General features: G+C 55.3%; 23 protein-coding genes. 8 read left to right on the top strand and 15 right to left on the bottom strand.

Annotated elements, in window-relative coordinates:
* Both OCH02_RS16155 and OCH02_RS16150 read right to left on the bottom strand, forming a co-directional pair.
* Positions 1-3,819 (bottom strand): translocation/assembly module TamB domain-containing protein, encoded by a 3,819-nt coding sequence (locus tag OCH02_RS16155; protein ID WP_261432072.1) that lies wholly within the window; start codon positions 3,817-3,819, stop codon positions 1-3.
* Entirely contained in the window at positions 3,816-5,552 is a 1,737-nt protein-coding gene (locus OCH02_RS16150; RefSeq protein WP_261432071.1) for an autotransporter assembly complex protein TamA, read from the bottom strand. The genes OCH02_RS16155 and OCH02_RS16150 overlap by 4 nt, the downstream gene beginning before the upstream one ends.
* Before the next feature lie 291 nt (positions 5,553-5,843).
* On the opposite strand from OCH02_RS16150, the gene msrA reads away from it, so the two are divergent.
* Both msrA and OCH02_RS16140 read left to right on the top strand, forming a co-directional pair.
* A complete protein-coding gene (gene msrA, locus OCH02_RS16145; protein WP_410001262.1) occupies positions 5,844-6,485 on the top strand; it encodes a peptide-methionine (S)-S-oxide reductase MsrA in 642 nt (213 codons plus the stop codon).
* 176 nt (positions 6,486-6,661) lie between these two features.
* Positions 6,662-7,993 (top strand): hemolysin family protein, encoded by a 1,332-nt coding sequence (locus tag OCH02_RS16140; protein ID WP_261432070.1) that lies wholly within the window; start codon positions 6,662-6,664, stop codon positions 7,991-7,993.
* A gap of 202 nt (positions 7,994-8,195) precedes the next feature.
* Here the strand turns inward: OCH02_RS16140 and OCH02_RS16135 are convergent, their stop codons facing one another.
* The gene (locus OCH02_RS16135; RefSeq protein WP_012004917.1) at positions 8,196-8,402 is read right to left on the bottom strand and encodes a DUF1107 domain-containing protein; all 207 of its coding nucleotides are present in this window, start codon (positions 8,400-8,402) and stop codon (positions 8,196-8,198) included.
* Positions 8,403-8,728: 326 nt separating this feature from the next.
* Between OCH02_RS16135 and OCH02_RS16130 the strand changes: the two genes are divergently transcribed.
* Positions 8,729-9,286, top strand: coding sequence for a YtfJ family protein (locus tag OCH02_RS16130; protein WP_261421457.1), 558 nt, complete (start codon positions 8,729-8,731; stop codon positions 9,284-9,286).
* 1 nt (position 9,287) lies between these two features.
* Here OCH02_RS16130 and cysQ read toward each other — a convergent pair whose 3' ends face one another.
* Positions 9,288-10,028 carry a 3'(2'),5'-bisphosphate nucleotidase CysQ gene (cysQ, locus tag OCH02_RS16125; protein WP_261432069.1) on the bottom strand — a complete coding sequence of 247 codons (741 nt, stop codon included), beginning with the start codon at positions 10,026-10,028 and terminating at the stop codon, positions 9,288-9,290.
* Positions 10,029-10,409: 381 nt separating this feature from the next.
* On the opposite strand from cysQ, the gene OCH02_RS16120 reads away from it, so the two are divergent.
* Positions 10,410-12,362, top strand: a complete 1,953-nt coding sequence (locus OCH02_RS16120; RefSeq protein WP_261432068.1) for a bifunctional 2',3'-cyclic-nucleotide 2'-phosphodiesterase/3'-nucleotidase — start codon at positions 10,410-10,412, stop codon at positions 12,360-12,362.
* A gap of 46 nt (positions 12,363-12,408) precedes the next feature.
* On the opposite strand, the gene fklB is transcribed toward OCH02_RS16120, so the two are convergent.
* Positions 12,409-13,029: an FKBP-type peptidyl-prolyl cis-trans isomerase gene (fklB, locus tag OCH02_RS16115; RefSeq protein WP_012004913.1), complete on the bottom strand. Its 621-nt coding sequence runs from the start codon at positions 13,027-13,029 to the stop codon at positions 12,409-12,411.
* Between the two features lie 286 nt (positions 13,030-13,315).
* Between fklB and OCH02_RS16110 the strand changes: the two genes are divergently transcribed.
* Positions 13,316-13,990: an OapA family protein gene (locus OCH02_RS16110; protein WP_261432067.1), complete on the top strand. Its 675-nt coding sequence runs from the start codon at positions 13,316-13,318 to the stop codon at positions 13,988-13,990.
* Here OCH02_RS16110 and OCH02_RS16105 read toward each other — a convergent pair.
* The 5 genes from OCH02_RS16105 to rpsF all read right to left on the bottom strand — a co-directional run bounded on the left by OCH02_RS16105 (position 13,987) and on the right by rpsF (position 15,902).
* Positions 13,987-14,346, bottom strand: a complete 360-nt coding sequence (locus OCH02_RS16105; RefSeq protein ID WP_261432066.1) for a DUF488 domain-containing protein — start codon at positions 14,344-14,346, stop codon at positions 13,987-13,989. The two genes, OCH02_RS16110 and OCH02_RS16105, sit on opposite strands and share 4 nt — an antisense overlap.
* 109 nt (positions 14,347-14,455) lie before the next feature.
* Positions 14,456-14,908 (bottom strand): 50S ribosomal protein L9, encoded by a 453-nt coding sequence (rplI, locus tag OCH02_RS16100; RefSeq protein ID WP_012004910.1) that lies wholly within the window; start codon positions 14,906-14,908, stop codon positions 14,456-14,458.
* Positions 14,909-14,947: 39 nt separating this feature from the next.
* Positions 14,948-15,175: a 30S ribosomal protein S18 gene (gene rpsR, locus OCH02_RS16095; RefSeq protein ID WP_002210155.1), complete on the bottom strand. Its 228-nt coding sequence runs from the start codon at positions 15,173-15,175 to the stop codon at positions 14,948-14,950.
* 4 nt (positions 15,176-15,179) lie between these two features.
* Positions 15,180-15,497 carry a primosomal replication protein N gene (gene priB, locus OCH02_RS16090; RefSeq protein ID WP_261092195.1) on the bottom strand — a complete coding sequence of 106 codons (318 nt, stop codon included), beginning with the start codon at positions 15,495-15,497 and terminating at the stop codon, positions 15,180-15,182.
* A 6-nt stretch (positions 15,498-15,503) separates the two neighbouring features.
* The gene (gene rpsF / locus OCH02_RS16085; RefSeq protein WP_006317459.1) at positions 15,504-15,902 is read right to left on the bottom strand and encodes a 30S ribosomal protein S6; all 399 of its coding nucleotides are present in this window, start codon (positions 15,900-15,902) and stop codon (positions 15,504-15,506) included.
* Positions 15,903-16,359: 457 nt separating this feature from the next.
* Here rpsF and OCH02_RS16080 point away from each other — a divergent pair, with 457 nt between their 5' ends.
* Complete coding sequence (locus tag OCH02_RS16080) at positions 16,360-16,626, top strand: DUF1471 domain-containing protein (protein ID WP_012004908.1); 267 nt, start codon at positions 16,360-16,362, stop codon at positions 16,624-16,626.
* A 92-nt stretch (positions 16,627-16,718) separates the two neighbouring features.
* On the opposite strand, the gene yjfP is transcribed toward OCH02_RS16080, so the two are convergent.
* Positions 16,719-17,471, bottom strand: coding sequence for an esterase (gene yjfP / locus OCH02_RS16075; RefSeq protein WP_261432064.1), 753 nt, complete (start codon positions 17,469-17,471; stop codon positions 16,719-16,721).
* A gap of 126 nt (positions 17,472-17,597) precedes the next feature.
* Here yjfP and bsmA point away from each other — a divergent pair, with 126 nt between their 5' ends.
* Both bsmA and OCH02_RS16065 read left to right on the top strand, forming a co-directional pair.
* Complete coding sequence (bsmA, locus tag OCH02_RS16070) at positions 17,598-17,906, top strand: biofilm peroxide resistance protein BsmA (protein WP_261432063.1); 309 nt, start codon at positions 17,598-17,600, stop codon at positions 17,904-17,906.
* A 122-nt stretch (positions 17,907-18,028) separates the two neighbouring features.
* Positions 18,029-18,304 carry a DUF1471 domain-containing protein gene (locus OCH02_RS16065; protein WP_261432062.1) on the top strand — a complete coding sequence of 92 codons (276 nt, stop codon included), beginning with the start codon at positions 18,029-18,031 and terminating at the stop codon, positions 18,302-18,304.
* Here the strand turns inward: OCH02_RS16065 and OCH02_RS16060 are convergent.
* From OCH02_RS16060 to rnr, 4 genes are all read right to left on the bottom strand, one after another.
* Positions 18,301-18,699, bottom strand: a complete 399-nt coding sequence (locus tag OCH02_RS16060) for a DUF350 domain-containing protein (RefSeq protein ID WP_012004904.1) — start codon at positions 18,697-18,699, stop codon at positions 18,301-18,303. The genes OCH02_RS16065 and OCH02_RS16060 overlap by 4 nt on opposite strands.
* 87 nt (positions 18,700-18,786) lie before the next feature.
* Positions 18,787-20,421 (bottom strand): isovaleryl-CoA dehydrogenase, encoded by a 1,635-nt coding sequence (locus OCH02_RS16055; RefSeq protein ID WP_261432061.1) that lies wholly within the window; start codon positions 20,419-20,421, stop codon positions 18,787-18,789.
* Between the two features lie 129 nt (positions 20,422-20,550).
* On the bottom strand, positions 20,551-21,282 hold the full coding sequence (gene rlmB / locus OCH02_RS16050) for a 23S rRNA (guanosine(2251)-2'-O)-methyltransferase RlmB (RefSeq protein WP_012004902.1): 732 nt from the start codon (positions 21,280-21,282) through the stop codon (positions 20,551-20,553).
* Positions 21,283-21,341: 59 nt separating this feature from the next.
* Complete coding sequence (gene rnr / locus OCH02_RS16045) at positions 21,342-23,828, bottom strand: ribonuclease R (RefSeq protein ID WP_135314831.1); 2,487 nt, start codon at positions 23,826-23,828, stop codon at positions 21,342-21,344.
* Positions 23,829-23,867: the final 39 nt, after the last annotated feature.

Below are 23,867 nucleotides of genomic sequence, written 5' to 3'. Positions count from 1 at the left end.
CTAAAACTCAAACTGATAGAGCAAATCTAATGCCTGGTCGAGACCAGACACCGCTTCAAGATACAATTTAGGCATCAGGCGGTAACGCAACGTCAGTGTGGCCAATGAGTCGAAAATGCCCACCCCATATTTTACTTGTAAGCCTGGGAGAACATAACCGCTGACGACAACCTGGGAACTGTCGCCAACCCCCTGAGTATCCAGGGCCAAATTGCTTACGCCAAATGCCTCGCCGATTTTACCCACAAGTTGACCACTTTGTGCAACCCCCATCCCAATTAACATTGAGGTCATTGCGTTGCCATCAGCACCGGAACTGCCCAATCCCTGGCCGCGCAGCAGATAAGACAGCGCTTCCTGCTGAGATTTGGCCGGATCCGAGAATACTTCCAGCTTAGGTGCATCCGCCAACCCGGTGACGCGTACTCCAGCGGTGACGCCATCTTCGGTCGAGTCCGGATTACGGATCGCCTCAAGATTCAGCAACGGCTGGTCCGGCGGACCCGAGAACATCAACTGGCCCTTGCGGACAATCAAATCCTGACCATAAGCATGGAAGCGACCGGAAGGGATGTCAATCTGACCATTCAGGCCCAGACCGTTCTTATCCTGCACCACTTTCAGATCGCCCTTCAACCGCGCTTTCAGGCCAAAGGCATCCAGTCGCACATCGTTGCCAACGTGGATCATCAGGTTGCTGTTGATCGGGATCGAAGCCGTTTTCGGCTGTATCGGTTTAAGTTGGTCATCCAGCATCACTTCATCGGAAGAAACGCCGACCGCGCTTTCAGGCAGATCTTGTACCGTAATACGCGCCCACGGAATATCTACCGAACCATTAAGTGAGAACAGCTGCGGCGTGGCTTCAAATACCAGATCCGGTGAAACGTCGATGCGGATCATCGGCGGTACCGTCACCCGCAATTTATCGCCCTTGGCGGCAATGCGGGCACGCCAGGCGTTGATATCACGCCAGTCGGCGTCGCCGGACAGATTAAGCTGACCGTGGGTGGTGCTGACCAGGCCTTCCAGCGTCGAGGTCATACCGTCAAAGTTCATCGCCAGCCGACCTTCGGTCATGTCGAACGGCATCCAGTGACCGTCAATATCGACCTTGTCCAACGCCATACGGCCATACACCAAAGGTTTCTGCGCGTTACCACCCAGCCGCAGGTTGGCATTCAACATGCCCGCCGCTTTTTCCCCCTGCATCAGCGCCGGGTTAATCATCGCCAGTGAAATATTGGTAATGTTGACGTTACCGCTGATATTGCGACGCACCTGAGGATCGACAACCTGAACGTTACCGTCAAATTGGCCATTATTGGTCAACTTGATCAACCAGTCGGCCTGCGCCCGACCATTGGCGAGGCCTGCGTTAAGGTTCAGCTTGTCAAAGGCAATCGGCAGCGCATTACCCTGTACCTGCTGTACCACCTTCACCCCATTGCCCACCAGCGAAACTTTCGCCTCCGGCAGCGCACCGCCCGGTTTCCAGCTAACGTCCGCCCGCCCGGTGAACACGCCGCTCAGCGCCGTCTCGGGACCGAGGAAAGGCTTGATCATCGCCAGATCAAAGCGGTTCAACACCACGCTGGCCTGACCGCTTTGTCCGGCTTCAATGGTTTTTGGTACGCAGAGCTCGGCATTCGGGTTCTGCCAGCAGTGCGGCCCGATACTGATTTTCTGTGCGGTATTCAGATAATCTAGCGCGATGGCTCGACTTAACCGCCATTCACCCACCGGGGTATCAAAGCGAGTATTATTCAGGTTGCCGCGCCAGCGTTGCTGCTCGCGATCGAAACTGCCCTGCAGCGCCAATTGGCCAGACACCGGTTTGCCGTCAATTTTCAGCTGCAGTTGGTGCTGTTTTTCACTGCCTTTGGCAGTAAGCTGAAGCAGGTTGATATCCAACGCATCTTGCTTCAGCTGTTCGACGCGTACCGCCAATTGCCCCTGAATCTGGTCACTGGAGCGCACGTCGCCGTCAATTTTTACTCGGTTGATACGCAATGCCTGCCACTGCAGGCCAGACGCGGTCAGGTCTGCCAGCAACTGAGGCGCCTGCAGGTTGCCACGTAGTTTAAGCAGGCCTTTCGCCGTACCGCCCAGTCCTGGCAAAGCGCCGTCGAGGCGCGGTGCGTCGATATTTGCATCCAGATTCCAACTCTTCTCGTCCAGTTGGCCTTTGACGTTCAGCTGGTTGCGTCCCAGCGTCAAATCGATACCTGGAATTTTCCACTGCCCGGCAGCGTTGCCGCTGAGCGTACCGCGCGCAGTGACCTTGTTTTGCTTCACGTTACCGTCGAGCTGCAGCACCGGCACCTGTAATTGCCAACTGCCGCCGTGCAGACTGCCGCGGGTGGTGATTTTGCCGTCCAGCTTCGCCGGCCACTCAGGCCACTGTTTGGCAGTATTGATGCCGCTCAGCGTCAGCTGTGAATTCCAACTGATGGCCTTGCTCCAGTCCACCAGCGCAGTCAGATCGGTATTACCCTGCAAGGCCGCCAACCGCAGGCGATCCAGTTTGAACTGTTCAATGTTGCCTTTGCCGTCCAGCGTCAGCACCGCCGGAGGCAAGTCCTTGCCTTTGATATTGGCGCGGGTCGACAACGCATAGTCGGTTGCCTTGCCATTGAAGCGCAGGCGGAAATCGTTGATCTGGTATTGCGACTCACCGCTTAGCGGCCATTTCAGCTGTTTGCTTTGCAGCGTCAGCGCTAGCGGTAAACCTGCTTCAGCCAGTTGGGTTTGCAGATCAAGCTGCGCACCGACTGGACCGGACAGGTTGAGCGCTACCTTGAGTTCTTCACGCAGCCCGCCGCCAATGTTCAGCTTCACCTTTTCGCCTTTCAAAGGCTCGATGTTCAACGTGCTGTTGGCCACCATTTCCACCGGCCAACTGCCGGTCAGCGTAGCTTGCCCCTGAGCCGACAGCGTGCCCTGGGGGGATTTCACATCAAAATTGTCCAGCTGGATATGTTGATCCAGAGTACTGGCCTGCAGCAGCAGGCTGGTGATCAGCACGTCGGTATCACCGGTCAATCGCAGTTGTTCACCGCTGATCTCCTTGACGGTGATATCCAGCGGCAGGCGAATGTCCGGCAGATCCGGCAGCAACGGCTTGGCAAACAGTTCTTTCAAGGTTTCGCCCAACGGCTTCTCTTCCGGCTGAGGAGCCGGCTTCGCGCTCTGATTGGCTTTTTCCTCGACCTTTTTCGCCACCTCAACCACCGGTTGCACCGCCTCCGGCAGTGGGTTCTGCGGCGTTTTCGGCAGGGCTATCAGCAAGCCGCTGATTTTGGTTGGCAGCAGGGTCAGAGCACGTTCTTGCCACTGTGCGCCAGTCCGGAATTCGCCAAGAGAAATGGCCGTATCGTCGACGCTGACCTTAACGTTGTTCAGCGCCAGCATGCGCAAAGTGATGGGGTACGGCGTGCTCAGGTTGGTAGTGGGCTCACTGGTTTCTGCCACCGGTGCGGACGGCGTCATTTCTTTGGTTTTCACCACCACGTCCACGTCCTGCGCAGTCAGGGCGTTAACGCACAGTGAACTGTTTTTAAAACAGGCCAGATCGAGCGACAGATGGAACTGCCCGGCATTTACCGTCACGCCCGGCATCTGGTATTTCACACCTTTCAGCGTCAGGTCGCGCCAGCCGCCGGTGACGCTGGCAATGTCCAGCCCCGGCACCCAGCGTGCCGCACTGTTGATAACCAAATGCAGACCACTGGTGGTTCCGAGCAGATACGCAACGCCGCCGATCAGCAATAGCAAGACAATCAGGAAACCCAGGCAAATCTTTTTTATCAGGCTCATAGTTCAGGCCCCAAGCCAATATAGAACTGCACCCCGTGGGTGTCTTTATCCCCAACCGGGGCGGCGATATCCAGCTTCACCGGCCCAACCGGTGACTGCCAGCGCACGCCGAAGCCGGCGCCGGTCTTAAAGTCGCTCTGCTTGATATCGTTCACTGCTTCGCCTGAATCGACAAACACCGCGCCCCACCATTTACCGGTCACGTTGTATTGATACTCCAGCGAGCCGGTCAGCATTTTGGAAGCACCCGTCAGCTTACCGTCGCCATCGCGGGGTGAAATACCCTTGTACTTGTAGCCACGAATGCTGCGATCGCCACCGGCGAAGAATCGCAGGTCTGGCGGCACTCTTTCAAAGTCGTTGGTTTCAATCCAACCCACCTGCCCACGTGCAACAAAACGGTGCTTGTCGGCCAGGGTGCGGATCCAAACGTTCTGCGCCTGCATCAGCGCGAAGTCCACATCAGACCCCCAGGTGCTGTCAGACACATCAATAGAATAGCGCTGGCTGTCCCCCCAGGTGGGCATCAGACCACCGCGTGAACGGGTGCGGTTAACGCTAACGCCGGGATACAGCAGCATGGTGGTGTTGGTGACGTTACCCTGAGTAAAGTGGTCAAGACGCCAGGTCAGGTTGAGCGCCCGCTGCCAACCGCTGGAGAGATCCCAGTTGCGGGAAACCACCGCTTTCGACGTGACGGACTTGGTATCGTTGAGATCAACGTTCTTGAAACCACCCTGCAGCAGGTAGTACTGCTCCAGTGGATTCTTCAATAACGGGATTTTATAGGTCAAATCGAGCTGCTGTTCCGGAGCCGAAATACTGGCACTGGTTTCCAGGCTGTGACCACGGTCGTTAAGCCAGGGCTTTTTCCAGGTGCCTTTGATTCGGGGACCGACGTCGGTGGAATAACCGACCCCGGTTTCGATGGTGTTACGCGTGCGCGGCGATACCAACGCATCTAACGGCAAAATCTTGTTCTCTTTGGCATCGTTGAAATCAGGGGACACCACCACCGAGTTAAACCAGTTAGTGGCGGATAAACGGCGGTTCAGCTCGGCCAGATCTTCCGAACTGTAATAATCCCCCTGATGAAAGGGCACCAGATTTTGCAGATAGTCTTCACGAATTTGCGAGCCGGTGAATTTCACCTGGCCGAAGCGATAACGCTGCCCACTGTTGAAATCGATGTCCCAATAGGCCTTGTGCAGATCTTCGGCCACACCGAGCTGGCTTTTGGTCATATCGGCATCGAAATAGCCCTTACGCAGCGCCAGACCGGTCAGCGAACCTTTAAAACTGTCGTATTTGCCGTGATTGAGGATCTCGCCTATCGTCGGCTTGCCTTTTTTGACTAACGCCAGATAGTCGTCATCGGTTTTCGCACCGCCTTCCAGCACGATATTGGCACCGGCAATTCGCACCGGTTCGCCAGGGTTAACCTTGGCGTGCAGCACCGGGCGAGCCAGCCCTGGCCGGTCATCGAGCGTAAAGTCTATGGTCGGCTGATAATAGCCGAGTGCCCGCAGCCCCTGGCGGACCGCTTCATCAACACGGGCGCGAAAACGGCCATCCGTACTGACCTCTTCCGGCGCGATGGATGACAAACGCACCCGGACGTTCTTTTCCAGTTCCCCACTAAGTCCTTCAACCTGCAGTCGCACATTCGCCGAATAGGCCGCAGGCGTGGCGAGCAGCGCACACACAAAGCACAGGGCACGGTATCGTGGCACGTGTTCTCCTTAATTAATTTATTTTACTTTCCTGTAATAACACTCGCTCTGGGGCCAGGGCCTACTCCGCGCTATCAGGACGGCGGCCCTTTTCAGCATTTTTCCAGACGCTGCATGTTACGGTTTTACTGCCGCAGTGAACTGGCGCATTCTTATCTTTTGGCGCTCTAAATACTGCGTTAATCTGAGACATAATCTCAATATGTAGCTTATTGTGGGCAAAGTTGCGGTTAGATACAACTTAACTGCCGCCTCTTGGGCCAATTCTTACTGTGACAACAGGAGTCAACCGTGGTGCCATTTTTTGATAAAACACAAACCGTCGACCAGGCAAACGCATTGCCTGGCCGCACCACTCCCATGCCGGTTGCCACGCTTAACGTGGTCACCGATCACTCAATGACTCAAGTGCCGGACGGCATGGAAGTAGCGATCTTCGCCATGGGGTGTTTCTGGGGTGTGGAACGCCTGTTCTGGCAGCAGCAAGGGGTTTACAGCACCGCCGCAGGCTACAGCGGTGGCTATACGCCAAACCCGACTTATCGCGAAGTGTGCAGCGGCCAAACGGGCCACACGGAAGTGGTGCGAGTGGTATTCGATCCGAAAATCATCGGCTATAAGCAGTTGCTGCAGGTATTTTGGGAGAACCACGACCCGGCTCAGGGCATGCGTCAGGGCGGCGACGTCGGTACCCAGTACCGATCGGCGATTTATACGCTGACGCCAGAGCAGCAGACCGAAGCGGAAAGCAGCCTGCAGCGTTTCCAACAGGCAATGGAGCAGGCCGGCGATAAACGCACCATCACCACCGAAGTCGCACCGGCACTTCCGTTCTACTATGCCGAGGACGACCACCAGCAGTACCTGTACAAGAATCCTGAAGGATACTGTGGCCTGGGCGGCATAGGTGTTTGCTTACCCCCACAGAGCTAAGCCGCAGATTGGCGGTAATTTTTAACCACTGGCGGCCCCGGTAGGGCTGCTGCTATACTGTGCGGGCCGCATCTGCGGCCTGATAGCCTCCTTTCTGGTTGTTATCGCTACTTTTTTTACAATGTACTACCCTTCCTCAAGAGCGCCGTCATCCCGTCGGCACGTATGGATAGATTATGTTAAACAGTATTTTACTGATTCTTTTTCTGATCGCAGTGAGTGCGTTCTTCTCACTGTCGGAAATATCTCTGGCCGCGTCACGCAAGATTAAACTGAAAATGATGGCTGACGAAGGTAACGTCAATGCCGCCAAAGTCCTCAAGCTGCAGGAAACTCCGGGGTTGTATTTTACCGTGGTGCAGATTGGCCTGAACGCCGTGGCTATTCTCGGCGGTATCGTCGGTGATGCAGCCTTTTCTCCTACATTCCAACCATTGTTCGATCGCTTTTTGTCACCTGAACTGGCAGAGCAGGCCAGCTTCATCTGTTCGTTCGTGCTGGTAACCAGCCTGTTTATCCTGTTTGCAGATTTGACCCCGAAGCGCATCGGTATGATTGCACCAGAGACGTTTGCCGTCCGGATCATCAACCCGATGCGTTTCTCGATCATGATTTTCCGGCCGTTGGTGTGGTTCTTCAACGGCATGGCAAACCTGATCTTCCGCCTGTTCAAACTGCCGATGGTGCGCAAAGACGACATCACCTCCGACGATATTTATGCGGTGGTTGAAGCCGGTGCCCTGGCGGGTGTGCTGCGCAAACAGGAACATGAGCTGATCGAAAACGTCTTCGAACTGGAGTCTCGCACCGTACCTTCGTCGATGACCTCTCGCGAAAGCGTGGTTTACTTCGACCTGCGTGAGACCGAAGAAAGCATTATCGAGAAGGTCTCAACCCATCCGCACTCCAAGTTCCTGGTGTGTGATGGCAATATCGATCAGGTCGTCGGCTACGTTGACTCCAAAGACCTGTTGAACCGCGTGCTGGGCAATCAGAGCCTGGTGCTGAGCAGCGGCGTGCAGATCCGCTCGGCGCTGATCGTGCCGGATACCCTGACGCTATCTGAAGCGCTGGAAAGCTTTAAAACCGCCGGTGAAGACTTTGCGGTTATTCTCAATGAATATGCGCTGGTCGTGGGTATCATCACACTCAATGACGTGATGACCACGCTGATGGGCGATCTGGTAGGCCAGGGCCAGGAAGAGCAGATCGTGGCGCGTGATGAAAGCTCATGGCTGATTGAGGGCGGTACGCCGATCGACGATGTAATGCGCGTGCTGCACATTGATGAGTTCCCGCAGGCGGGCAACTACGAAACCATCGGCGGCTTTATGATGTATATGCTGCGCAAGATCCCGAAACGAACCGACTTCGTCAAATACGCCGGCTACAAGTTTGAAGTGGTGGATATCGACAGCTACAAGATTGACCAACTGTTGGTAACCAGGCTGAGCGACAAACCGGCATCGGTACTGCCGAAGACACCGGAAGAAAACTCCGCGGCCTGATCTCAATCGATAAAAACGTCAGCGGCCCCAAACGGGGCCGCAATTATTTTAGCTTTTGCAGGTGCTCTAACTATTACCCTATGAATTTCGAGTTGCAGCTAGGCGGCCAGCTCACTCATCCCCAGGCGCTTACTTTAGTAAGTAACTGGAGTGATGGGGGGCAGGTAACAACGCTGCAGCTTGAAAGGCGACGGGTAGTTGATCAACCCATCTCGGTCTGCAACAACAACACCTGACGGTTAACCTCTGACATCACGCTGAAGTGACGCCGATCGCGAATTTTTGGCAGCAGAATTTTCCCTTCATCGAATTCGAACGCGCCTACATCTTTGATATACAGCCGGCCACGAAACAGGGTCTTAACATACTTCGCCACTTTCAACGGATTATAACGCTGGAAGATTCTCATTCTATTACTTTCCTCCGTTTGGTCCATGCGTTCAGCGAGCCGCCAAGGTGGCAGCCTCTAAAGTAAGAACGCAACTTGATTGCCATGTAGTAGACCTAGTAAAGACTATATCGTTCATTTCCGCCCGGAGATCTTCACTGGATTTACACTTTTTGACAGAATTGTATATGATTATATATAACTTTTTCAGTATATCCCTTCAAAAACCGGGTATTAGCGGTCAGAAGAAAGAACTGAGATCCGGCTAACAGGACAGACCTCCGATCACCACCTATGCTTTAGGCTGTCGGGTGCTGTCGGCACCATTCCCCCTTCAAGGAGAAGGCATGAAAAAAAGTCACATGCTCATTGCATCCCTGCTGTTTGCACCTCTTTTTGCCTCTGCGCATAACTTCCAGCTCCAGCAACGCGTAGCGCCAATTGGCGTCAGCGACAAAGGGGAGTTGAACTACGCTAATGATAAGTTTAGCTATCAAAACTGGAATAGCGCGCAGCTCAGTGGAAAAGTGCGAGTCATCCAGCATATTGCCGGCCGCAGCTCTGCCAAAGACATGAACGACCCACTGATTGAAGCGATTAAGAAAGCCAAGCTACCGCACGATCGTTACCAAACGACGACAATCGTAAATACCGATGATGCCCTGCTCGGCACAGCGATGTTTGTCCGCAGCAGCATTGAAGACAGCAAGAAAGAGTTCCCCTGGTCGCAGTTTGTGGTCGACAGCAACGGCAACGTGCGCAAAGCCTGGGATTTGCAGCCGAAGGGGTCGGCCATTGTGGTGCTGGACAAGCAAGGCAGGATCCAGTTCGCCAAAGACGGCGCACTGACGCCGGAAGAGGTGCAGCAGGTCATGAGCCAACTGCACCAACTCCTGGCAAACTGAATTAGAACAGCGAAACCCGGAAACCGGGGTTGAGGAAAGACTCACGCGGCGTGTAGAGCAGCGGCCTGCCCTGCCAGTCGTGGATCTGCGCTCCGGCCGCCACCGCGACCGCGTGTCCGGCGGCGGTATCCCAGATATTGGTCGGTCCAAAACGTGGGTAAAGCTGCGCTTTACCTTCCGCCACCAGGCAGAACTTCAGCGAGGAACCGACAGATACGGTCTGATGCTCACCTAACTGATTCAGGTAATCCCTCAGCTCTTCGTCACTGTGCGAGCGGCTAACCACCACCAACGGCGGATTGGCATTACTGACGCCAATCGCCTGGCGTTGGCCTTTTTCTTCTTTCCAGGCTTTGCCGCGTTCGGCCAGGTACAACACGTCGATTGCCGGGGCGTAAACCACGCCCATCACCGCTTCACCGCCTTCAATCAGCGCAATATTTACCGTGAATTCGCCGTTACGGTTGAGGAATTCCTTGGTGCCATCCAGCGGATCGACCAGCCAGTAACGCGTCCAGTTCTGCCGCACTTCCCAGCTCGGCGGATCTTCCTCTGACAATAAAGGTATGTCCGGCGTTAACGCCGCCAGGCCGCGTTGGATAATGTGGTGCGCTGCCAGATCGGCCGCCGTCACCGGGGAATCATCTTTTTTCTGTGCGACATCAAGCGGTTGTTTACCGTCATATACCGCCATGATCGCCGCGCCCGCCTCGCGGGACAGTTGGCAAATTTGCTCTAACATCATTCACCTCAGATAAATACCCTAAATAATTGGAGCTGCATCGCGGCGGCAAGCCTACGAATCCCCGGGAGCCTGGTCCACTATGTGACCGGGGTGAGTAGACGCAGCCAACAATGAGGCAGCTTCAAGTATGACGGGTATACGGTTCCATGGGTCATTTCCCCTTTCTCATTGCTAGCAGCCTAGTTTTTTTTGCATGGAATATCCATCACAACGATTTAACCCGCGGTAATTGCTCGAGTCTTTGCCGTCACAACTGTGACATTTACTGCCCTACTCTGGCTTATTTTCTGCCACACTTCACAGTTTGGTGAGACAACCAATGTTAATTACATGTTCCTCTGCGATAAAACTCGAAAAATGGAATGGAGAAAACTAAAAATGATGAAGCGTCCGCTGACGTTGTCTGCCCTCGCTATGCTGGTGTGCGCCTCAGCACAGGCGGCAACGGTCGATCTGCGCGTGCTGGAAACGACCGATCTGCACAGCAACATGATGGACTTCGATTACTACAAGGATAAACCGACCGATAAATTCGGTCTGGTGCGTACCGCCAGCCTGATTGAACAAGCCCGCCAGCAGGCTGCCAATACGGTGCTGGTAGACAACGGCGACATTATTCAGGGCAGCCCGCTCGGCGATTATATGGCGGCCAAGGGCCTGAAACCCGGTGATGTACACCCGGTGTATAAGGCAATGAATACCCTGAATTATGTGGTCGGTAATATCGGCAACCATGAATTCAACTACGGGCTCGACTATCTGAAGAATGCCATTGCCGGAGCCAAATTCCCGTATATCAATGCCAACGTGATCGACGCTAAAACACAAAAACCCCTGTTCACTCCTTACATTATCGTCGATACGCCGGTAAAAGACCGTGACGGCAAAGAACATAGTTTGCGCATCGGTTATATCGGCTTTGTGCCGCCGCAAATCCTGGTTTGGGATAAAGCCAATTTGCAGGGCAAGGTCACCGTCAACGACATCACCGAAACCGCTAAACGTTACGTGCCGGAAATTCGCAAACAGGGCGCCGATCTGGTTGTGGCTATCCCGCACTCCGGTCTGTCCAGCGAGCCGTACAAGGCCATGGCGGAAAACTCGGTGTACTACCTCAGCCAGGTACCGGGCATCGATGCCATCATGTTCGGCCATGCTCACGCCGTGTTCCCCAGCAAGGACTTCGCCAATATCAAAGGGGCTGACATCGCACAGGGTACGCTGAACGGCATCCCGGCAGTGATGCCGGGCCAGTGGGGCGATCACCTCGGCGTGGTCGATCTGCAATTGAATAACGACAGCGGCACCTGGAAAGTCACGGCGGCCAAGGCGCAAGCTCGACCGATTTACGACAAAGAGAACAAAAAATCGCTGGCGGCGGAAGACGCCACCCTGCTGAAGGTGCTGGCGGAAGATCACAAAGGCACGCGCGACTTCGTCAGCAAGCCTGTCGGAAAGGCCGACGACAACATGTACAGCTATCTGGCGCTGGTGCAGGATGATCCGACGGTGCAGATCGTGAATAACGCGCAAAAGGCCTACGTCGAGCATTATATTCAGGGCGATCCGGATCTGGCTGACCTGCCGGTGCTGTCAGCCGCGGCACCGTTCAAGGTGGGGGGGCGCAAAAACGATCCGGCCAGCTTCGTTGAGGTGGAAAAAGGCCAACTCACCTTCCGTAACGCTTCAGACCTCTACCTCTATCCCAATACGTTGGTGGTGGTGAAAGCCAGCGGCAAAGAAGTGAAGGAATGGCTGGAATGTTCCGCCGGGCAGTTCAACCAAATCGACATCAACAGCAGCAAACCACAGGGCCTAATCAACTGGGACGGTTTCCGCACCTATAACTTCGATGTCATTGATGGGGTTAATTATCAGGTCGATGTCAGCCAGCCGGCGCGTTACGACGGCGAATGCCAGTTAATTAACGACAAGGCGGAACGCATCAAGGAGCTGACGTTCAAAGGCAAACCGATCGATCCAAACGCCACCTTCCTGGTTGCCACCAATAACTACCGCGCCTACGGCGGCAAGTTTGCCGGTACCGGCGATCAACACATTGCCTTCGCCTCACCGGATGAGAACCGTTCGGTACTGGCGGCTTATATCAGCGCTGAAACCAGGCAACACGGCGCAGTGAAGCCACAGGTGGATAATAACTGGCGCCTGGCGACGTTCAGCAGCCCGCAGCCGTTGGATATCCGCTTCGAAACCTCACCGAGTGACAAAGCCACCGCGTTTATCAAAGCGCATGCCCAGTACCCGATGAAAGCAGAAGGGACAGACAGCATCGGCTTTGCCGTTTACCAGATTGATTTGCAGAAGAAATAAACAATAAGGGCGCCGTTAAGGCGCCCTTGAAAAATGCTGCGGTGACTTACAGAATTTCCAGCAGTTCTACGTCAAACACCAGCGCGCTGAATGGCGGGATGGATGCGCCTGCACCACGTTCGCCGTAGGCCAGGTCGTGTGGGATGTACAGCTGCCATTTGGAGCCGACCGGCATCAGAGTCAGCGCTTCGATCCAGCCTGGGATCACGCCGCTGACCGGGAATTCTGCCGGCTGGCCACGCTCTACAGAGCTGTCAAACACGTCGCCGTTAATCAGACGACCGGTGTAATGCACACGTACGCGATCCTGACGGGACGGGATCGGGCCATCGCCCTGCTCCAACACGGAGAACTGCAGACCGGATTCGGTCAGCGTCACTTCGTCACGCTTGGCGTTGTCTTCCAGGAATTTCTGACCTTCAACGGCCATCGCCTGCTGACGATCGCGACGCACAGCATCGGCACGTTCGTGAATTTCACGCAGCGCACGGTGAACCACGTCTACCGGAACCGCCGGGGCATTCCCTTCCAGCGCGTCACGCAAACCTGCCAGCAAAGCTTCCGGTTGTAAACCTTCCAGACCGGACTCTTGCAACTGCTGGCCGACCTGTAAACCAATCCCGTAACTCGCTTGAGCTTCAACGCTGTCAAAAGAAGGGGTTGTCATGGGGTTTTCCTTTAGTCTTTAAAAAGTCGAAAGCGCAGCATAACAGCGCCGTAAAGCCGGGTAAAATCTTGTGTGGAGAATGATGACTTTTGTCGTAGAAAAAGAAACAATAACCTCCTGTTAACGCCCGCTCCCGCGCCCCAGGCGAATTGCCTGCCGCAACAGGCATGGGTTTGCTGCTGCCTTTCACTTCAATCAGTTAGCGGACTATACTGAAACAAGAGCATCGGGACGTCGGTACAGACTTTTGTACCCTGATATTTTACGCCGTTGAAGAGAGGTCACCATGGGCAGAATCTCGCCCAGGAGAAGGAAAACCACCCGTATCTACCAGCCATTGCTGCGCACCTGGCTGAATTTCAGCCAGCGCCTGAAACCAGGCTCCGCACCAGAGGCGGTAGAAGATCCGGATTCAGAACAACCACCGGGAAACGGTAAGGGGCAAAGTATCAAAGCGTTACTGCTGAAGATCTGGCATCTGCCGGACGGTTTCAGTTGGATGGAGCCATTACCCTATTTTCACCGCCGCTGGACCCTGATTTTCGGCATCATCCTGCTGCTGGCGTTGCTATGGCCTTACTCTTCACAGAACAGCGGGCAGCCTTTCCCGGTTACCCAGCAGGATAACAGCGTGCCATTGCGGGCCGATCTGCAAAATGATTCTCTGCAACAGCACGCTGCCGAACCTGAACCGGCGGGCAACTGGCAACGCTTCCAGATCCAGCCGGGCCAGACACTGGCGCAACTGTTCCGCGACAACAGCCTGCCGGTGAACGAAGTCTTCGCCATGGCGCAGGTGGAGGGTAATGACAAGCCGCTCAGTAACATGAAAGCCGGCCAGGAAGTGCGGATTGAACGTGATACTAACGGCGTGATCACCGCGCTCTCCGTCACCACCGCTGATAATACGCAGGTGTTATTCCGCCGTCAGGCAGACGGCAGCTATCGCCGCGAGCGTTAATCGGCTAACTGCGCCAACAGAAAGTCGCGCAGCACGACGCCCTGGTTGTGCTGTGTGTCTTTACTACCATAAAGCAGGGTCAGGGGCTGACCTTGCCGTAATAATGCCACCAGCGGCTGCCAGGCGTCATTTTCCGCCAGCTGCCGTCGGTAGCGGCTTTCAAACTCTTCCCACTGCTCAAGGTGCTGATGAAACCACTGCCGCAGTGCGTTATCCGGTGCCACCTGCTTTAACCACTGCACGCCCTGTAGCCGTTGCTTGCTGACGCCTCGCGGCCACAGCCGATCTATCAGATAGCAGTTCACTGGCGCCGGGCCAGTAAAATCATACACACGCTGTAAGTTAATCTCTGCCATTTGCCGCTGCTCATCACTCAAGGTGATAACAGGGTAACGCGATTTACCTGACGCAGAAAAGCAAAACGCCAGCACAAGGCTGGCGTTTTAACTTGGTGAGCAGCAGCGATTAAGCTTCTGCTACCACAACTACATTCAGCTGTGCGAATACGTCGCTGTGTACCTGGAACTGAACTTCGTGTTCACCAGTGGTACGCAGAACGCCATTCGGCAGACGAACTTCGCTCTTGGCAACTTCAACGCCTGCCGCAGTAACTGCGTCAGCGATGTCGCGGGTGCCGATAGAGCCGAACAGTTTACCTTCGTCGCCTGATTTAGACGCGATGGTGACTGAACCCAGTTCGTTGATCTTGGTTGCGCGAGCTTCAGCAGCAGTCAGAATTTCAGCCAGTTTGGCTTCCAGTTCTGCACGGCGTACTTCGAAGAACTCTACGTTTTTCTTGGTAGCAGGAACAGCTTTGCCCTGTGGTACCAGGAAGTTACGGGCGTAGCCCGCTTTAACGTTAACTTGATCACCCAGGCTGCCCAGGTTTGCTACTTTATCAAGCAGAATAACTTGCATTACCTTATCCTCTTAAAGTCGTTAATAGACGGCGGCCGATTACTGATGACGATCAGTGTATGGCAGCAGGGACAGGTAGCGAGCGCGCTTGATGCAGCGAGCCAGCTGACGCTGGTATTTTGCACGAGTACCGGTAATACGGCTCGGGACAATTTTACCGCTTTCGGTAATGTAGTTTTTCAACGTTGCGATATCTTTGTAATCGATCTCAACAACGCCTTCCGCTGTGAAACGGCAGAACTTGCGACGACGGAAATAACGTGCCATTAGGCTAGTCTCCAGAATCTATCAATTCAATCTGCTCGGCATGCAACACCATTTTGTTCAGTCCATTGCGCCCTTGATGGCTGCTAATGAAACCGGAAACGGTGAGAGGCGTGCCGACCGTTATACTTTGAGTAATGACCTGATGGGCCTTGCCGCTGATAATCACCGGCATACGACACCAGGCTTGCCGGGTAAAACCGGCTTCCACTTGCACTGAACGGTGCTCAAGCACGAACTGGCAATGTGGAATACCTGACGGGCTCACTTTACGCGTCGGCGTCTTGCACACGGTGCCAGACAACGTCAGCCGATTAGCCGTCACGGTAAATTACTCTTCAGAATCCCCAGCATCAGCATCATCTGCGGTTTCGTTAGCGAAGTCTTCGCGGCGATCGCCACGACGTTCGTCTTTCGCTTTAACCATCGGAGATGCTTCAGTTACCGCGTGCTTAACGCGCATAACCATGCTACGGATAACGGCGTCGTTGAAGCGGAAGTTTGTTTCCAGCTCATCGATCGCTTCCTGCGGAGCTTCAACGTTCAGCAGAACGTAGTGGGCTTTGTGCAGTTTGTTGATCGGGTAAGCCAGTTGACGGCGGCCCCAGTCTTCCAGACGGTGAATCTGACCAGCAGCGTTAGTGATGGTAGCACTGTAACGCTCGATCATGCCCGGAACCTGTTCGCTTTGGTCAGGGTGGACCATAAAAACGATTTCGTAATGACGCATCGAATTGCTCCTTACGGATTATTCAGCCTCCTGTCAGGGTCAACCGCGGCCCATGGAAGCAAGGAACGTGTATGTGTGTGCGGCTGAAAAAATGACGCGTAATCATACTTGCGCAGGCTGAAAAACTCAAGGGGCGAAGGGGGCTTATTATCGGTAATGCGAAGCGGATGCGTAAATAGCACGATTTGCTGTCAGTAAAACCTATGTACACAAATCCATCAGTTGAAAAAATCTCTCAATAAAATCATCACTGCCGCATGAATTTCGTTCATTTTTTTTGAAAGAGGTCATCAAAATGACGGCCTTTTTAATCCTGCCGGAAGGTCTAAAATTGTAGTTATCCGCCGCAGACAGCGCGACGAAAAAGATTTGAGGTTATTCAATACATATAAATAACTTTTTGCTGCACTGGCACCGGCTGTCAGGCCGTTGAAGCAAACAGTTAAGAGAGGCAATTATGAAACACATCACCATCGCTACCGCCATTGCTTTACTGTTTTCTGCCAACGTCATGGCCGCGACAGAGATCACCTCACACCAGGCAGATCAACGTCAGAGCGTTGGCTTCGTCACGCTGAACCAGAATGTGGTTTCTCCGGATGACGCCACCAGCCAGGTGAGCAAAATAGCCGACCAGCGCGGCGCCACCGCCTATCGGATTATTGCCCTGCATGAGCCTGAAAACAACAGCACCATCCACGTCAGCGCCGAACTGTATCGTTAAGGAAAATGCAGTACCAGGGAAGCAACTCGCGCCTAAAACAGTAAATTAAAATGCGAAAGTCACCATCGGCCCCCTGCCTGCAGGGGGCTTTTTTACAGCGATTGCACGAAGAAATCGGCGGTGGCACTGAGTGCCTGTGGCGTAATGCGGTGTTTGACTCCGGGCTCAGTGAGTAACGTCAATTGACGGTCCCAGCCACTCTGGCGCAGTTCGGTCGCCAGCCGCAGGCTTTCCGCCGCCGGCACCAGGTCATCCGCCTCACCGTGCCAAAGCAGCAAAGGACGATCGGCAATTTTCTCCAACTGCTGCTCCAGGCCGTAATCCGCCAGCATAGCAATGCGCGCATCAAAATCCTCGCTCGGCAAAGGATTTCCCTGCTCATCCAGCGGTGGGAACAGCGTTTGTGCCAGAGAGGTGTAGTAACCGGCCCCCATCAGGCTGGCCGCCGCTTTCACCCACGGATAGCGGGCAAAGCTGCCCAATGTCGTCATGCCACCCATTGACGCACCGCCCACGCCAATGCGCCCCTCGGCAATCAGACCGAGCTGTTCAAAGTGCGCCTTCAGCGCCGGTAACTCATCAATATTGCGTCGAAGGATCTCCCAAAAACCGGCCAGCCGTTTTGCTTCATTGCCATCAAAACGCTCGCCGTGCAAATCGGCATCCGGCAGCACCACACGAAACCCTGCCCTGGCTAATGCATAGGCAAAGTAGGCATACACTTCTTTCGACGAGGTATAGCCATGGTAGAAAAATACCGTCGGCAATGGTCGGTGATATTGCCCCGCAGGCACCGCGTGGATCACCGCAGTGTCGCCCACCCGCTCGTCATAGATTTCAATCATCCGTTTTTCTCCGCGTCGCTGTTTGCCTTCATAATGGCAAACTTGAGCTTAATAGCATTAGCTCAATCTGTTCCAATTTATAATGAGTTACACTGAAATCATGCTATCCGTTTTGTCGAGGTCCCTATGAAACTGTCCCATCTGCTTCTGCCCCTGACGCTGGTCACGCTGCTTAGTGCCTGTGGCATGATGACCACGACGCCAAAAGCCCCGCCTGCACCCAATGGGCAGGCACAAGAGGTAACCCGGGCACAAACCGGCAGTCTGGTGAAAATGGGCACCACCAGCGCCCTGGTTCGCGGCAGTCCGATGGATGTGGAAGCGGAAATTCAGAAGAAAGCCAACGCCAGCGGCGCACGCTATTACATGATCATGATGAACAGTGAAACCGTGGTTCCCGGCCAGTGGTATTCGCAGGCGATCCTTTACCGGTAAACTCTGGAGTTTTAATAAGATTTACATTGGCTTTGCACAGACTGAAGTTGGCTGTTGCACACTGGCGGTCAGCGCGCCGCAGCCTGCGGGCGTGAGTCCAGGATCCGACCAAGGGGAACGCCATGACACGCTCCGCCGCACTCACCGCCCTCCTGCTCTCAATGGGGTTACTCAGCGCCAACGCCCAGTCCGCTGAGTTGGCACCCGCAGACCGCGTTACGCCACTCAGCGAAATTGCACAAATCACCCTGAATAACCTGTCCGGTTCGCCTCAGGATGTAGAACAATTGATTGCCCGCAAGGCAGATGAGCATGGGGCGAGCTATTACCGGATCCTGCGGATGGAAGAACAGGCGCATCAGCCCGGCTGGCGCGCCTTTGCAATACTCTATCTTTAGTAGGTCATGCAGGCCGCATTCAGTATGCCGCCGCTGATTGACACGCCCCCCAGGAAAATCCCGGCGGCGACGTGATTGGACTCAATCTTGTCGCTGATACGCGGCATATAGATTTTCACCGCCGCAAACAGCAGCAGTTGTACCACCAACGCCACCACGCCCCATAGCAGGTAGTCCAGCAGGCTGACCGAGTTGATCGCCGCGCTGGCCAGCGGGATCACATAACCCAGGCAGGCACCAACGAATCCAAAAGCGGCTGACTGATTGTCGGCCTTGATCAACGCCCATTCGTCATGCGGTGTAATGCGGGTATAAACAAACAAGAACACCAGAACCATGGCAAAGCCACTGAAGAAATAAGAGGCGAATGCCGCCAACGCGCTGAGAATATCCATGTCATGTTTCCTGGTCAGAGGTCAGTATCCCTTACGGGCCAAGTGCTGAATTAAAAAGCTTTTTCCGCTGTAGCGCTACTGTTTTCCCTAGCCTCCCATCGCTCGGGCAAACAACGTCTCGCACAGACGGTCTGGTAATATCCGCTCACCACGGGTATCGAGCATCATTTGGCACCAGGCTTCCGCTAACGGCGGTGAACTGTAGCGCAGAAGCTGCGCCGCGGCGAACAGATTGAATAACACGCCAGTGACTGCCCGTCCCTGCTCCTCCTGTGGTTTGCGCATCAACTGGAGCATCTGCCGCCACTGGCGATCAAAGTGACGGTTCTGTCCCCTGACCTCACCAAATTCAAGCTCCAGGGCTTCCTGTACCACCGGCAGCTTCCCCCAGGCTCGCATCACGTCCAGACACATGATATTGCCAGAACCTTCCCAAATGCTGTTCACCGGCATTTCGCGGTACAGCCGCGGCAGCTCACTCTCTTCGCAGTAGCCGATACCGCCCAGTGCCTCCATCGCTTCGCCGACAAAAGGAATGCCCTGTCGGCAGACTTCAAACTTCGCCGCCGGGGTCATCACCCGACACAGCCCCTGCTCCAAGGGGGCCGTGGCCCCCGTGCTGTCATAGGCTCGCGCCAGGCGCATCAAGGCCGCCGTTTGCCCCTCCAGCCGCAGTGCCATCCGTGCCAACACCTGACGCATCATCGGTTGTTCGATCAAGGGTTTGCCGAACGCCTGCCGTTGCAGAGCATGGTACAAGGCTACCGATAGCCCACGTCGCATCAAACCGTGGCTGCCCAATGCACAGTCAAAGCGCGTCAGGCCGCCCATTTTCAGGATATGCCGCACGCCATCCCCTTCCTCGCCCACCAGCCAGGCGCTGGCGTCCTGAAACTCAACCTCACCGCTGGCATTGGAACGATTGCCCAGCTTATCCTTCAGCCGCTCCAGTCGTATTGCATTGCGGGTGCCGTCCGGCAGTATGCGCGGCAGGAAGAAGCACGACAGCCCCCCTTCGGCCTGTGCCAACACCAGATGCGCATCGCTTTGCGGTACCGAGAAGAACCATTTATGCCCCACCAGTCGGTATGCCTCCCCCGGGCCACGAGCAGCCAGCGGCGTTGCCGTGGTGGTATTACTCAACACGTCGGAACCCCCCTGCTTTTCTGTCATGCCCATGCCAATCAGCAAGCCGCGCTTTTGCCCACCGGGCAGCACATGCGCATCGTAACGATCGGAGAGCAGCGGCGTTAACCAGGATTGGAACTCTGCCGGCAGAGAACGCTGCAGCAGTGGGATAGCGCCAAAGGTCATGGTCACCGGGCACAAGGTGCCGGCTTCAACCTGAGCATGCAGCACAAAACGCGCGGCGCGCGCCACGAAGGAACCAATACGGGCATCCTCCTGCCACGGCAGGTTATGCACACGGTTGGCGATCAAGCCTTGCATCAGGATGTGCCAGGCGGGATGGAAACGGACGTCGTCCAACCGCTGGCCGGTGGCATCATAACGCAGCAGCTCCGGTGGGTTGGCATTGGCCAATCGCCCCAGCTCCAGCGATTCCTGAGTCCCCAACTGCTGCCCCAACGAAGCCAGCACTTCCACATCCCAACCGGATTGCTCGCGCTGTATCGCCTCATGCAGTGGCGTATCGGACAGGAAAAGATTGCTGTTCCCCAACGGCTTCGGCTGATTAAAAACGGTGTGTGTATTCCAGACCATCGGCTTGCTCCCTGATAAAAGCGTCAGGAGTAAGTATGGTCGTCAGGGGGATTTCTGCCGCAGGTGAGATCACAGGGTGGGAATTGAGAAAGTAATAAGGGCGCAAAATTCTGCGCCCTTATCGGTAAATCAGCTGCGCTGACGTACTGCTTCAAACAGGCAGATGCCGGTGGCGACTGAAACATTCAGTGAAGACACCGTCCCGGCCATTGGGATGCTGATCAACTCATCACAGTGCTCACGAGTCAGACGACGCATACCTTCGCCCTCTGCCCCCATCACCAGCGCCATTGGGCCAGTCATTTTGCTCTGGAACAAAGTGTGATCGGCTTCGCCGGCAGTGCCGACGACCCAGACGTTCATTTCCTGCAGTAAACGCAGGGTACGCGCCAGGTTGGTGACGCGAATCAACGGAACGTTTTCCGCCGCGCCGCAGGCCACTTTCTTGGCAGTCGCATTCAACTGGGCAGATCGATCGCGCGGGACGATCACCGCGTGTACACCGGCCGCATCGGCACTGCGAAGGCAGGCACCGAGGTTGTGCGGGTCAGTCACGCCGTCCAACACCAGCAGGAAAGGCGTATCCACGCTTTCCAACAGTGCCGGCAAATCGTTTTCCTGATACTGACGCCCTTCGCGCACCCGGGCGATAATCCCCTGATGCACCGCGCCCTCGACCTTCTCATCCAGCCACTGGCGGTTCGCCACCTGGATAACAATCCCGGTCGCTTCCAGCTCCGCGATCAGCGGCTGCAAGCGGCGATCGTCACGCCCTTTGAGAATAAACACTTCAAGGAAGCGTTGCGGATCGTTATCTAACAGGGCCTTGACGGCATGAATACCGTAAATAATTTCGCTCATGATGCTCTTTTAACTGTGCGGCTGGCGTATGCCAGCCGGTGATAATGACGTGTGGCAGCTTAAGCCTGCTCAGCACCTTTCTTCTTGCCGGCGCGTTTGGCCTTGGTCGCCGACGCTATTTTCCGGGTTTTGTCGGACACTTTCTTGGCTTTCGCCTTTTTGTCTTTCTTCACCTTGTCAGCGGGTTTGGCTTCGTCTTTACGGAAGGCGCTGTCAGGCTCAAAATTGGCAGGCGCTTTGCCACCACGACGTTTGCGTGGCGCTGAAGTGCGGCCTGCACCAGCCCCGCCACGCAGGGTTCGTTGGCCACCATTCTTGGCGCGATCGCGTTCAGTTTTGCCTTCACCACGCGGCTTGCGAGTGCTGGAGACCAGAGCGAAGTCAATTTTACGCTCGTCCATATGCACCGCTTCAACGCGGATCTCCACCGTATCGCCCAGGCGATAAACCACGCCGGAGGATTCGCCAATCAGACGCTGGCCGATATTATCGTAGCGATAATAGTCATTATCCAGCGATGATACGTGCACCAGGCCGTCGATAAATAAATCGTTCAGGCGGACGAAGAAACCAAAACCGGTCACGCTGGCAATGATACCGCTGAACACTTCCCCGACGTGATCCTGCATAAAGTCGCATTTCAGCCAGTCGGCAACGTTACGCGTCGCTTCATCAGCGCGGCGCTCGGCCATCGAACAGTGCTCACCCAGCTGCAGCATTTCTTCAAACTCGCTGTGCCAGCCACCGGTTGGCGTCCAGCGCTCTTTCGGCTCGCCGTGCTCTTTAGCCAGCTGGTATTTGATTGCGCGGTGCATCGCCAGATCCGGATAACGACGGATCGGTGAGGTGAAGTGGCCATAAGAAGCCAGCGCCAGGCCAAAGTGGCCCCGGTTTTCCGGATCGTAGACGGCCTGTTTCATGGAACGCAGCAGCATGGTTTGCAGCATTTCATGGTCAGGACGTTCGGACACTTCATCCATCAAAGTGGCGTAGTCCTTCGGCTGCGGCTTGTTACCGCCGCCCAGCGTCAGGCCCAGTTCGCTCAACACGCTGCGCAAGGCAGTAATATGATCGTCACTTGGACGGTCATGCACGCGGAACAACGCCGGCTCGTTATTCTTCTCAACGAAGCGTGCCGCGGCGACGTTCGCCATGATCATGCACTCTTCAATCAGCTTATGGGCGTCGTTACGCACCGTTGGCTCAACACGTTCAATACGACGCTCGGCGTTGAAGATAAACTTGGCTTCTTCAGTTTCGAAGGCAATACCGCCACGTTCGGCGCGCGCCTGATCCAACACCTTGTACATCGTATGCAGTTCTTCCAGGTGCTTGACCAGCGGGTGATAATGCTCACGCAGCTCCTGATCGCCCTGCAAGATGTGCCAGACTTTGTTGTAGGTTAAGCGGGCGTGAGAGCTCATTACCGCTTCATAGAATTTGGCCGTCGACAGGCGCCCCTGGGCGGAGATGGTCATCTCGCACACCATACACAGGCGGTCAACCTGCGGGTTAAGCGAACACAGGCCGTTGGACAGCACCTCCGGCAGCATCGGGATGACCTCCGATGGGAAGTAGACCGAGGTAGCACGGTTGCGCGCTTCGTCATCCAGCGCAGTGCGTGGACGCACGTAGTAGCTGACGTCGGCAATGGCCACCCACAGGCGCCAACCGCCGCCGCGTTTTTTCTCACAGTAGACTGCGTCATCGAAATCGCGTGCGTCTTCGCCGTCAATGGTCACCAAAGGGAGCTGACGCAGATCGACACGGCCTTTCTTGGCGGCTTCCGGTACCTGTTCGCTAAGATCGGCAACCTGTTTTTCCACCTGTGGCGGCCAAACATGCGGGATCTCATGGGTGCGCAGAGCGATATCCACCGCCATACTGGTGCCCATTTTATCGCCGAGGATCTCAACGATCTTGCCCACAGCCTTGGTACGGCGGGTCGGACGTTGGGTCAGCTCAACCACCACCATAAAGCCCATGCGCGCGCCGCTGGCGGCTTCGGCCGGGATCAGGATATCGAAGCTCAGACGGCTGTCGTCCGGCACCACAAAACCGGTACCGGCATCCATAAAGAAGCGGCCGACGATTTGGCTGGTTTTCGGCACCAGCACACGGACGATACGCGCTTCACGACGCCCCTTGCGGTCTGCAGCCATTGCCTGTGCCAGCACCACATCACCATGGATTGCCATTTTCATCTGCTCAGCTGACAGATACAGGTCGTCTTTGCTGCCTTCAATACGCAGGAAACCAAAGCCATCACGGTGGCCGATAACGGTACCGCGCAGCAGATCGAGACGTTCCGGCAGCGCATAGCACTGGCGGCGGGTAAATATTAACTGACCGTCACGTTCCATCGCACGCAGACGGCGGCGCAACGCTTCTAACGGTTCTTCACCGGTTAAATTCAGCTCTTTGGCCAGCTCTTCGCGGCTGGCCGGCGTTTCTCTTTTCGCCAGATGGGCCAGAATGAATTCACGGCTCGGGATTGGGGATTCATATTTTTCTGCTTCTCGTTCCAGGAATGGATCTTGTGACATTGCGGTTCCTCCGTTGTCATCAGCAGGGTGCCGCTGAGC

It is taken from the genome of Serratia quinivorans (assembly GCF_946227985.1).
In the GTDB taxonomy this organism is placed as follows: Bacteria; Pseudomonadota; Gammaproteobacteria; order Enterobacterales; family Enterobacteriaceae; genus Serratia; species Serratia quinivorans_A.
This window is presented reverse-complemented; position numbering and strand designations above follow the sequence as displayed.